The organism is Caloranaerobacter azorensis DSM 13643 (genome assembly GCF_900129995.1).
GTDB classification, from domain to species: domain Bacteria; phylum Bacillota; class Clostridia; order Tissierellales; family Thermohalobacteraceae; genus Caloranaerobacter; species Caloranaerobacter azorensis.
The window spans coordinates 1-11525 of the sequence record NZ_FQXO01000074.1 but is presented as its reverse complement, the minus strand read 5'-3'; the positions used below and the strand labels follow the sequence as shown (position 1 = coordinate 11525).

Annotated in this window: 12 protein-coding genes; 11 read left to right on the top strand and 1 reads right to left on the bottom strand. The window is 30.3% G+C overall.

Annotated elements, in window-relative coordinates:
• Window positions 1-404: 404 nt before the first annotated feature.
• The 11 genes from BUB51_RS10215 to BUB51_RS10165 all read left to right on the top strand — a co-directional run bounded on the left by BUB51_RS10215 (window position 405) and on the right by BUB51_RS10165 (window position 10927).
• Window positions 405-1217, top strand: coding sequence for a YwmB family TATA-box binding protein (locus BUB51_RS10215; RefSeq protein WP_073197552.1), 813 nt, complete (start codon window positions 405-407; stop codon window positions 1215-1217).
• A 60-nt stretch (window positions 1218-1277) separates the two neighbouring features.
• Complete coding sequence (gene murA / locus BUB51_RS10210; RefSeq protein ID WP_200791943.1) at window positions 1278-2528, top strand: UDP-N-acetylglucosamine 1-carboxyvinyltransferase; 1251 nt, start codon at window positions 1278-1280, stop codon at window positions 2526-2528.
• Between the two features lie 259 nt (window positions 2529-2787).
• Window positions 2788-3774: a stage II sporulation protein D gene (spoIID, locus tag BUB51_RS10205; RefSeq protein ID WP_073197549.1), complete on the top strand. Its 987-nt coding sequence runs from the start codon at window positions 2788-2790 to the stop codon at window positions 3772-3774.
• A gap of 137 nt (window positions 3775-3911) precedes the next feature.
• Entirely contained in the window at window positions 3912-4727 is an 816-nt protein-coding gene (locus BUB51_RS10200) for a M23 family metallopeptidase (protein ID WP_073197547.1), read from the top strand.
• An 85-nt stretch (window positions 4728-4812) separates the two neighbouring features.
• Window positions 4813-5070 carry a sporulation transcriptional regulator SpoIIID gene (gene spoIIID, locus BUB51_RS10195; RefSeq protein ID WP_073197545.1) on the top strand — a complete coding sequence of 86 codons (258 nt, stop codon included), beginning with the start codon at window positions 4813-4815 and terminating at the stop codon, window positions 5068-5070.
• Window positions 5071-5490: 420 nt separating this feature from the next.
• On the top strand, window positions 5491-6519 hold the full coding sequence (gene mreB, locus BUB51_RS10190; RefSeq protein ID WP_073197543.1) for a rod shape-determining protein: 1029 nt from the start codon (window positions 5491-5493) through the stop codon (window positions 6517-6519).
• Window positions 6520-6664: 145 nt separating this feature from the next.
• Window positions 6665-7738, top strand: a complete 1074-nt coding sequence (locus BUB51_RS10185; protein WP_073197541.1) for a flagellar hook-basal body protein — start codon at window positions 6665-6667, stop codon at window positions 7736-7738.
• A 106-nt stretch (window positions 7739-7844) separates the two neighbouring features.
• Window positions 7845-8642: a flagellar basal-body rod protein FlgG gene (gene flgG / locus BUB51_RS10180; protein WP_035162964.1), complete on the top strand. Its 798-nt coding sequence runs from the start codon at window positions 7845-7847 to the stop codon at window positions 8640-8642.
• A 97-nt stretch (window positions 8643-8739) separates the two neighbouring features.
• On the top strand, window positions 8740-9069 hold the full coding sequence (locus tag BUB51_RS10175) for a rod-binding protein (protein ID WP_159430414.1): 330 nt from the start codon (window positions 8740-8742) through the stop codon (window positions 9067-9069).
• 105 nt (window positions 9070-9174) lie between these two features.
• Window positions 9175-10101: an AEC family transporter gene (locus BUB51_RS10170; protein ID WP_073197538.1), complete on the top strand. Its 927-nt coding sequence runs from the start codon at window positions 9175-9177 to the stop codon at window positions 10099-10101.
• Between the two features lie 340 nt (window positions 10102-10441).
• Window positions 10442-10927: a hypothetical protein gene (locus tag BUB51_RS10165; protein ID WP_073197536.1), complete on the top strand. Its 486-nt coding sequence runs from the start codon at window positions 10442-10444 to the stop codon at window positions 10925-10927.
• Window positions 10928-11344: 417 nt separating this feature from the next.
• On the opposite strand, the gene BUB51_RS10160 is transcribed toward BUB51_RS10165, so the two are convergent.
• Window positions 11345-11525 (bottom strand): hypothetical protein (locus BUB51_RS10160; protein ID WP_479722838.1); only part of this gene is annotated, 181 nt, incomplete at its 5' end.

Below are 11525 nucleotides of genomic sequence, written 5' to 3'. Positions count from 1 at the left end.
AAGTATTGATTTTTTCTCCTATATCATATACCCTATTAATATAGGTGAATAATTGTTTTAGGTAACTTTTGTTCATCCTATCAGCATCCTTTTTTTAATGTGTTTGTGGTAAAACTATTATAAAAAGGATGCTTTTATTTTGCAAATTTTTTCTCTGTAGTTTCCAGCAAAAATCGGAAAATCTCAAATTTTTAGTGCTTATTCTGAAATTCTTATAAATCAACGGACTATCGCCCTAAAAAATTTTCAAGTGCTAAATTTCTGCAAAAAAATGTATAAATTCTATCCCTCCTGTCAAAACTTTTAATAGAGGAAAGGGCGATAGGATAAAAATGTTTTCGTCCCCCTTTACATTTTTATCTGTTTTGTCCTTTCCTCAAATCTTTGGAGGAGGGAAAGAAAAAATGAGTAGATTAAAAATAGTATTATCAATAGGAATTATAATTATTCTATCTGTATTAAATTATGTATCAGCTGACGATTTTAATACTTCTATAAAAGAAGATGCTCTAATAAAAGCATTTAATGAAACGGACGCTAAATTATTGGAAATAAATGTAAATTTTTCTGGAAAAATTAATGATACATATTTAGAATTAGATAGCGTTGAAAAATTAATAAAGGAAATTGTAGAAAAAGTAGGTATAGATGGTTCAAAAGTGGACAAGAATCTATTTTATGAAATGTATAATGATGATAATGCAGATAGCTGCTATTATGAGGATATAATACAATCAGATGATTTAATACAATTGACGATATGGGGGAAAGATAAATATAAAAGGACTATTACAGTAATAATTTCTTCTTATAAAAATCCAGATGACAACACTGGTGAAACAGATTTAGTAATTGATATAGTACAGGAATATTCAGAAGGATTAAAAAGAACTGTGGATGAAATTAAAAACATTTACAGCAATTTCAATACAAGTCCAAAAATTACTACTTGCATTATTGGGACATTTGATGGAAAATTAAATGAAGATGAAAAAATAAAAAAAGTATCTAAAGCACTAAACAGCATAAATGGTAGAAAGGTTGAGGGACTTTTTAATGATTCTCTCATAAGTATTTCTGCTTATTCACCTTTAATAGACGAATTTATATATACTGGAAATAATAAAATGAATGTAAATATAGCTTTAAGATACAACGAGTATGAAGATAAAACCTATATATGGATAGGAACACCAATAATTTCGATTGGATACTAGATTAAAATGTAAAATTGAAAATGAAAAATGTAAAATTCATATAGCATGGGAGGAAACAAATTGGCAAAAATCATCGTAGAAAAAAGTCCACCATTGAAAGGGACTGTTAGAATAAGTGGAGCAAAAAATTCAGCTTTACCTATAATAGCGGCATCGCTATTGTCAACAGGTGAATGTATACTAGAAGATGTACCAGATTTAAGAGATGTAGATGTAATATGTGAGGTATTATCTTCTCTAGGGGCAGATGTAAAAAGAGTTTCTAGAGAAAAATTACAAATAAATGCGTCGATAATAGATAATTTTGAAGCTCCATATGAGTTAATGAAAAAAATGAGAGCATCATTTTTAGTCATGGGTCCATTGTTGGCAAGAATGGGAAAGGCTAGAGTTTCAATGCCGGGAGGCTGTGCAATAGGAACAAGACCGATAGATTTACACCTTAAGGGATTTAAGGCATTAGGAGCAGAGATTGAAGTAGGGCATGGGTATGTAGAGGCCAGTGCAGACAAACTTAAAGGAGAGAGAATATATCTTGATTTTCCTAGCGTGGGAGCAACGGAAAATATTATGATGGCGGCAGCGCTTGCGGAAGGAGAGACAATAATAGAGAATGCAGCACAAGAACCTGAAATAGTAGATTTAGCAAATTTCCTAAATAAAATCGGAGGAGATATAAAAGGAGCAGGTACTAGTACAATTAAGATAAAGGGAGTAAAGACATTATATGGAGGCAGACATCAAATAATACCTGATAGAATCGAAGCAGGAACTTTTATGGTAGCGGCAGCTATAACCAAAGGAGATATAATCGTAGAAAATGTAGTAGTAGATCATGTAAAATCAATTATTGCTAAACTGAAAGAAACGGGAGCAGAAATAATTGAAGATGGAGATAAAATCAGAGTAGTAGGTAAAAAGAATATAAAGTCCATTGATATAAAAACGATGCCGTATCCGGGATTTCCAACGGATATGCAGGCACAATTTATGGCATTAATGAGTGTATCCGATGGTACAAGTATAATTATTGAAACCGTATTTGAAAATAGATTTATGCATGTTGATGAGTTAAAGCGAATGGGTGCGAATATTAAGATAGAAGGAAGAAGTGCAATTATACAAGGTACTAATAAATTGATGGGTGCACCCGTAAAAGCGACAGATTTAAGAGCAGGAGCGGCATTAATACTTTCCGGACTTGTAGCAGAAGGAGAAACAGAAATAAGCAATATATTTCATATAGACAGAGGATATTCAAATATAGAACAGAAATTATCAAAATTAGGAGCAAAAATATATAGGAAGTGAATATTGAATGACGAATAGTAACAATAGAAAAGTAATTAAAGACTAATGGCTATTGACTGACGACTATTAATTATAACAATCGACATGAAGACAAAAAGATTTCCAATTTCCCGGGAAATCTTTTTTTTTATGACATAATAAAACGAAATATTTACTAAATAAATTATATGAGTAAGATTCCCCATAGTCCAATGCATATTTCTCTAGTGTGAAACATAATTATATTTAAGAACAAATTATATAAACTAAGGGGGAGAATATGAGGGAACTAGGATTATATCTGCTTTTTTTATTATTTATAATAATAATAATTCCGATATTACTGTTGATAGGAGGTCCTTCAGATACAAAATATAAAAATAGAGTTATAGAAGAAGATTTAAACAAGGAGAAAATTATAAAGGTTTATAATATCAATACAAAAGAGGTTGAGGAAATCGAATTAGATGAATATATAAAAGGGGTAGTTGCAGCCGAAATGCCAGCAGCATTTGAAATTGAAGCCTTAAAAGCTCAAGCAGTGGCTGCTAGAACATATGCAATATATCACTTGGAAAAGTTTAAAAACGGTCATCCAGATCATCCAGAAGCACCACTATGTACAGGGATACATTGTCAAGCTTGGCTCTCTAAAGACGAACTTATTAAACTGCATTCGGAAAATTGGATGAAAGAGTACTGGCCTAAAATAGAACAAGCAGTAGACAGTACAAGAGGACTAATTATTACATACAATGGGAAACCTATCGAACCTCTTTTCCATTCGACGAGTGGAGGAATGACGGAAGATTCGGAGGCAGTATTTGCTTCGAAACTCCCATACCTTAGAAGTGTTCCTAGTCCTTATGAAGATGGGGCGCCAAAATTAAGAGAAGTAGTCAAAATGACGGTCGATGAATTTATTTCAAAGATAAAATCAAAATATCCGAATGTAAAATTAACTAAAAATAACTTGCAGCAGAAAATTAAACTCATAGAAAGAAGCCATAGCGGCAGAGTTATGAAAATTATGATAGACGGTAAAATTGTATCGGGCAGAGAAATAAGGGGCTTATTTAATCTCAATTCTACCAATTTTAAAATAATGTTACGAAAAAACGGATCTATTGAAATAGAGACTGTAGGATATGGTCATGGTGTCGGAATGAGTCAATGGGGAGCCAATGGTATGGCGAAAAAGGGAAGTACATTCAAAGAGATTTTGAAACATTATTATACAGGAGTAGAAATAAAGAAGATATATTAATTAACATATTAGTTAGTGCTCTGAAACTTATGTTTTAGAGCATTTTTCTTTTTGCTTTAAAATTTTATCCCAAAAAACAAAAAACATGTATTAAATACTAATAAATGGTGATAATACTAGATGTGGAGGTGATTTACTTGGAAGATAAAAATGATTATCAGAAAAATAAATGGTTAAATTTTAGGAATAATATTTCAAAGTTATTAGATAAAGATGGATTCTATCTTATTTTGTTTTTATGTATTTGTATAGTTGCGACAACTGCCGTTTGGGTTTCTAATAATAATTTCAATAAGTATAAAGCGATAGAAAACAATGATGATTTGCTTTTAGCCGGGGAATCAAATTCAGATACAGAGTTTTCATTAGATGAAGAAGAAAATATCAATATTCCAGATATAGAAGTAGTAGAAGTAGCAAATGATAAAGAATCTAAAAAAACAAAGGATAAAGAGACTAAGTCTACAGAAAAACAAAAGATAAAGGCTGTAAGTTCTTCAAAAGCAGTGGTTAAAAAGGCGGCTAAAAGTAAAGTAAAATCAATGATAATGCCTGTTATTGGAACAATATCAATGGATTATGCTGAAGATAAGCTAGTTTATTCAAAAACTCTAGAGCAGTGGACTACACATAATGGCATTGATATTAAGGCAAGAGAAGGAAGTGTGGTAAGGGCAGTATTAGATGGGACTATTACTCAAATAAAAAAAGATTATGCATTGGGAATAGTTATAACTATAGATCATGGAAATGGACTGGTGACTAAATACGGCAACTTATCAACGGACGAGATGGTTACTGTAGGACAAAAAGTAAAACAGGGAGACCCAATTAGCGGAGTTGGTAAGGGAGCAGGTTTTGAGATTGCTCAAGGTCCTCATCTTCATTTTGAGGTTATAAAAGATGGAAAACATATTGACCCTAAGCTGTATTTACCTAAGTTTACAAAATAAGGGACACATTAGTTCTATAATGTGAACAAGATGCATATTAATGTAAAAAAAGACTCTAAACAAGTAGGCAAAGGGGGTTGGATATTTGAAAGATTATATAGAAGAAAGAGCTATAGAAATTGCAAAATACATAATAAAGGAGCAAGCAACCGTAAGGCAAACGGCAAGCGTATTTGGTGTTAGTAAAAGCACTGTTCATAAAGACGTTACCGAACGTCTTCCTAAGATAAACCCTCTTATAGCAGGAAAAGTAAAAAAAGTACTAGATAAGAATAAAGCTGAAAGGCATATTAGGGGTGGGAAAGCTACAAAAATGAAATACCAAGCCCTTAATAGACAATAAACAAGAACAAAATCTCCTTGAATAAATCAGACAAATCAAGGAAGATTTTGATTATATCCATGAATGGGAATTATATTCAGAGATACTTATAGTTCGATAAGGGATATAGTTTCCTATGGATTAGAACAGAATTTATATACAGAGGGAAAATATTATCCTTCCATTTGGAAGGATAATATTTTTTTTGAAAAATAAAAAAATTAAAGGAATTTCATACATTTTGTAGAAATAGATAAAGGGAAATTATGAGTAAATTTAGAAATATATATATACTCTTTTAAATTGAGAATAAGTAAAATGTAATTTTTTATATAAATATGTTTGCGAAAATAAATAGAATATTTATTAATTATTTTACATTATAAAGCTTGCGGATTCGCTTTAAATACAAGATAATAAAAGAAAGTGAGGTTAGGTCGAATGCTTGGATTTAGGACGGATATTGGTATTGATTTAGGTACTGCTAGTATATTAGTATATATAAAAGGGAAGGGAATAGTATTAAAAGAACCGTCAGTAGTAGCTATTAATAAAAATACTAATAAAGTATTGGCAGTAGGGGAAGAAGCAAGAAGAATGCTTGGTAGAACACCTGGGAGTATTGTTGCAATTAGACCATTGAGGGATGGTGTAATATCAGATTTTGAAATCACACAAAAAATGTTAAAACATTTTATTAATAAAGCCATAGGCAAAATGCTTTTTAGGCCTAGAATAATAATATGTGTTCCAAGTGGAGTAACAGAGGTTGAAAAGAAAGCAGTAATAGATGCAAGCAATCAAGCCGGTGCTAAAAAGACTTATCTCATAGAAGAACCTATTGCAGCAGCTATTGGAGCAGAATTAGATATATATAAACCAGTAGGAAATATGGTAATAGATATTGGGGGCGGAACGACAGATGTAGCGGTTATATCTTTAGGCGGTATAGTTGTCAGCAAGTCAATTAAAATAGCTGGGGACAAATTTGATGAAGCTATAATAAAGTACATAAGAAAAAAGCATAATATGATGATTGGAGAACGTACTGCGGAAGATTTAAAAATAAGAATTGGTACTGCTTTTCCTAGAGAAAAAGAAGTATATATGGAAGTGAGAGGTAGAAATTTAGTTTCTGGATTACCAAGAACTGTAAAAATATCTTCAACAGAAATATTAGAAGCTTTAGATGAGCCGGTATCAGCTATTGCAGATGCTGTGCATTCAGTTTTAGAAAGGACTCCACCAGAATTATCATCAGATTTGAGCAATAGAGGTATTGTAATGACAGGTGGTGGTTCTTTATTATATGGATTAGATAAGCGTATTAGTGAGAGAACAGGAATACCAGTAAAGGTAGCAGAGGACGCTATATCTTGTGTAGCTATTGGAACAGGTAAGGTATTAGAATCTATTGATGTATTAGAAAGTGGATTAATTTCAGAAGAGGATACAACAAAGTATTATTAGGCGGTAAGTTGAAATTTAAAATTGAAAATGTAAAATTGGTTAATAGTCAATAGTTTATAGTATATAGATTTTAAATTACTGACTGTTGACTTATAGTACATGCGAATATTATGTAACGAAAGACTAATTGTGAGGAGTGATTTAAATGAACAGAGGATTATATACATCAGCGACGTCATTATTAATAAATCAGAGAAGATTGGATACAATATCTAATAATTTAGCTAATATTAACACTACTGGATTCAAAAAAGACGTGCTCATATCAGAAGCGTTTCCAGAGGTGCTTTTAAGTAAAATTAATGATATAATAGACATGGATAATCATGAGAGGTTTAAAGGAGTAAATGTTGAGAAAGATGGCAATACGTATAAGTTAAATATTAATTCAGGATATTTTAGAATAAAGACACCTCTTGGGATTAGTCATACAAGAGAAATTAGATTTACAATAGATGAAGATGGCTATCTTAAGACATACTATAAAGATGGTAGAGGCACTTTGAAGACAAATGGTGAGAATTATGTGCTTGGTAAAAATGGAGCAATAAGAGTTGATAGTAAAGATATTGAGATTGACAATAATGGCAATATTATATCTAATGGCAAAATAGTAGATAATTTAATAGAATTTCCGCAGCTAGATGTAATAGGAACTATAAGTTCAGGAGTTAGAACAAGTAGAATTTTTACTAACTTTAATCAAGGGAATATCATAGAGACAGGGAACAATTTAGATTTTGCACTTAAAGGCGATGGCTTTTTTAAGGTATATGATGGCGAAAAAATACTGTATACAAGAGACGGTTCTTTTTCACTAAATGATAAAGGAGAACTTGTTACTAAAGAAGGATATTTTGTTTTAGGGAAATATGGTTCAATAGTATTGGAGGGCAATAACTTTACTATTAATGAAAATGGAGATATTATTAAAGATGGTGAAGTTGTAGACAAACTTGATATAGTCGATATAAAAAATAGAGAATTTTTGCGAAAAAAAGGTTATAACCTTTATACAATGGCAGATAACATAGAGCCTGAAGAGATATCTTTCAGTGGACAAGTTTTAAGAGGATATCTAGAAGGTTCAAATGTTGAGAGCATAAAAGAAATGGTTAATATGATAAGCGTATTAAGAAATTACGAGGCGAGTCAGAAAATATTAAAGATACAAGATGAACTATTAGGTAGGGTTGTAAATGATGTAGCAAGAATATAAAATTTAAAAATTGAAAATGTAAAATTAACTTAACTATTCATCGTTCGTTTTTCGGATGACGAATAGAAAGTATCGAATGACTAATAAAGGGGAGGAGCAAATAGAAATGATACGTTCTCTATGGACAGCAGCTTCAGGAATGAAGGCACAGCAGCTTAATATCGATACAATTTCAAATAATTTAGCCAATGTGAATACAACATCATATAAAAGTCAGAGAGTCGAATTTAAAGACCTCTTTTATGAAACATTAAAGAGGACAAATTTAGACGATGATAAAGGCAGACCTGTAAACCTAGAAGTAGGACATGGAGTCATGCCTACAGCTACAACAAGAGATTTCAAAGTTGGCAGCTTAATAGAAACGCAGAATCCATTAGATTTAGCAATAGATGGAGAAGGTTTTTTTGCAGTATTAACACCAAATGGGCAAATAAAATATACAAGAGATGGAAGTTTTAAGCTTAGTATAGATGAAGATGAAGGGAAATTGACTACATCGGAAGGATACTTTGTCCTAAATGAAGATGATGAAGAAATAGTTATAGATAGTAATTTATCAGATATAACCGTAGATGAATTGGGATACATAACTGCAAAAGATGAAGAGGGTGAAACTGTAGAGCTAGGGAGATTAAAATTTGTTAAATTTATGAATCCAGAGGGGCTTATTAGTGAAGGACAAAATTTATATAGTGCAACAAGTGCATCTGGAGAAGAAATATCAGTAGATGCTGAAGAGATGGATAGTAAAATTGTGCAGGGATATCTTGAGGCATCAAATGTACAAGTGGTTGACGAGATGGTAAAAATGATTACGGCTCAAAGAGCATATGAAATAAATTCAAAATCAATCCAGACAACAGATGAAATGTTGCAGATGGCAAATAACTTGAGAAGATAAATTAGAAATGTAAAATGTAAAATTGGTTGGGAATCAATAAATCCCAATTAATAGTCAATTAATTGCAAATTGTTAATCGATAATGGGGTGTTCTTCTATGTTAAATATAAATAGCATAATAAATAAGAGTAATATACAAAATGATCAGACAAATATATCAAATTTAAAGAAAAAAATTGATAATGTACAGAAGATTCAGGACGATAAAGAATTGATGAAAGTTTGTAAGGAATTTGAATCTATATTTACTCATATGCTTCTTAAACAAATGCGCTCAACTATTCCAGATGGCGGTTTTATAGAAAAGACTACTGCAAGAGAAATGTTTGAAGATATGTATGATCAAGAAATGGCTAAAATGGTAAGTGAAAAAGGACAAGGGATAGGATTGGCAAAAATATTATATGAGCAGTTGAGGAGAAAATAAAAGAGATTTCTCTGTATAATAGGGAAGGAAAATCTTCCCTATTTTTATGTGTTTAATAAAATTTTATAATATAATTAATAAATAAACAATTTAAGGAGGAAGTAAATGGATTTTATATTAGTTTTAAATCAAGTATTAGTTCTATTCATCTTATTAATGTTGGGTTTTATACTCAAAAAAATAAACATTATTACAGATGAATTAGGAAAAGGTCTATCTACTCTAATAATATATGTAACTTTACCAGCATTAATTATTACATCTATGAATTATAAATTTTCAAGAGATATATTGAGTAACAGTATAAGATTGATTATTATTGGAATAATAGTCTATATTTTCATGATTGTAGTCGGCATTATATTTGTAAAGCTGCTAAATATACAAGAACCGCAAAAAGGGATATATCTATTTTTGACGATATTTCCAAATGTCGGATTTATGGGCTATCCTGTTGTTGAAGTAGCTTTTGGTAAAATTGGTGTATTTTATGCAGCGATATATAATCTCATTTTTAATGTTCTTATATGGACATTAGGAGTGATATTAGTAAATCCAGAACATAAAAAGAAAATTAATTTAAAATCATTGATAAATCCCGGAACGGTTTCAATAGTTTTAGGTTTTATATTATTTATATTTTCTATTAAATTACCAAAGCCAATATATATATCATTGCACAAATTAGGGGCATCAACGACTCCAATGGCTATGTTAGTAGTAGGCTCTCTATTAGGAGATGCAAAGTTTAAAGAGATATTTGGTAATATTAAACTTTTTATAGTAGCACTATTGAGGCTTATAATAATACCTTTATCGGTTTTATTTGTATTAATAAGATTAAATTTGTCGCCAATAGTCGCGGGAATACCGGTTATCATTAGCAGTATGCCGGCAGCGGCAAATGCGGCAATATTTGCAAGGAGGTTCGATTCGGATTATCGGCTAGCTTCACAGGGAGTATTTCTAACCACACTAATAAGCATTTTGACAATACCATTTATTTTGTTTATTTTAAATATGATTAAATAATTCAAAATTAAATTTATACTGCTAAAAAATTATGTTATAATTACTATAACAAAATTCTCAATTTAGATAAATTAAGTAAATTAAAGTAAATTTTGTTGAAATCCATATACGGAAATTATATTTTATATTATTTACAATTTAATGCAGTTTATAACGACTCTGGCATGCAAACATGCCAGACAAAGATTTTATTATAATTTCCTATGGATTATAACAAAATTTTCAATCTAGATAGATTAAGGTAAATTAAGGTAAATTAAGGTAAATCTTGCCTGATAGTTCTTTTGCTCCTATGAGATTTTATTTATAGTTTATAATAAAATAGATGTGAGGTGTTTTTATGGAAGAATTGTTAAGAGAGATTTTAAATGAGATTGGTTCTTTAAAGAACCAGGTTACATCAATGAATGACAGAATTACATCAATGGAAGGCAGAATTAATTCTATTGAGACGGAAGTGAAAGCGACTAGACAAGATATTAAGGAATTAGACGGCAGAGTAACGGAACTAGACGATAAAGTAACGAAATTAGACAGCAGTGTAACAAAACTAGACGATAAAGTAACGAAATTAGATGACAGAGTTGTTGAATTAGATAACGGCATGGTTAGATTAGAAGATAAGTTTGTTAAATTAGAAGATAGAATTGCTAGAGAACATGAAATAACTAGAGAAGAACTTAAACAAGAGATAGAATATGTATATAATGAATTGGGAAATGTTCGAGATGACTTGAAATTTGAAATAAATAATTTGACTAAAAAAATAATTCAAACTGATAATGAGTTCATAAAGTTTAAAAGAAGTTTTAGAAATGTAAAATAATAAATTAAATTAGTGGTAGAACGGTTATTCCGTTCTATTTTTTTAATCTATAGAAAATTATATGTCATTTAAATTGTAAATAATTTTGAATATAGTTTATATATCCAAATTTATTCAATCTTTTTAAATCGGAGATTTTATCTTCTAATATATTTTTTAAAATAATGAAAAATCAGAAAAATCTAAAAAATGTAGTCCAGACTACAGAATTTTATTTAATTATTAAATATAATTAATATATATTTTTTAAACTAAAAATAAGATAGTGTAAAAAGAAATATGAAAAGTTAGAGAAAAGATTGGATATACTTTAAGATGATATTTTAAAGATTTTACCCAAAAAAGGGCATAAATATCCCGTAGGGTGTAATTTAACTTTAAATTTTAACTGTTAATTTGTCAAGGTGCATTTTAAAATTAAGCAGCTTCTTTTAAAATATTGCTTCTATGCTTTTGATTTTCTATGGCATGTAGTTGTGCTAATTCAATTAGTTTAGCCCATTTTGCTGGCATTGTTTCGTATCTATTCAGCTCAGTTAGTGGTATTGGTACTTTACCATTTAAGGCTGAATGAGGTCTTAAAAAATTAAACCAAGCT

Excerpts from the sequence above, each read along its gene's own strand:
- BUB51_RS10175 (WP_159430414.1), top strand. The coding sequence starts at position 8,740 with ATGTTAAATATAAATAGCATAATAAATAAGAGTAATATACAAAATGAT.
- BUB51_RS10215 (WP_073197552.1), top strand. The coding sequence starts at position 405 with ATGAGTAGATTAAAAATAGTATTATCAATAGGAATTATAATTATTCTA.
- mreB (WP_073197543.1), top strand. The coding sequence starts at position 5,491 with ATGCTTGGATTTAGGACGGATATTGGTATTGATTTAGGTACTGCTAGT.
- spoIID (WP_073197549.1), top strand. The coding sequence starts at position 2,788 with ATGAGGGAACTAGGATTATATCTGCTTTTTTTATTATTTATAATAATA.
- BUB51_RS10165 (WP_073197536.1), top strand. The coding sequence starts at position 10,442 with ATGGAAGAATTGTTAAGAGAGATTTTAAATGAGATTGGTTCTTTAAAG.
- BUB51_RS10185 (WP_073197541.1), top strand. The coding sequence starts at position 6,665 with ATGAACAGAGGATTATATACATCAGCGACGTCATTATTAATAAATCAG.
- flgG (WP_035162964.1), top strand. The coding sequence starts at position 7,845 with ATGATACGTTCTCTATGGACAGCAGCTTCAGGAATGAAGGCACAGCAG.
- BUB51_RS10170 (WP_073197538.1), top strand. The coding sequence starts at position 9,175 with ATGGATTTTATATTAGTTTTAAATCAAGTATTAGTTCTATTCATCTTA.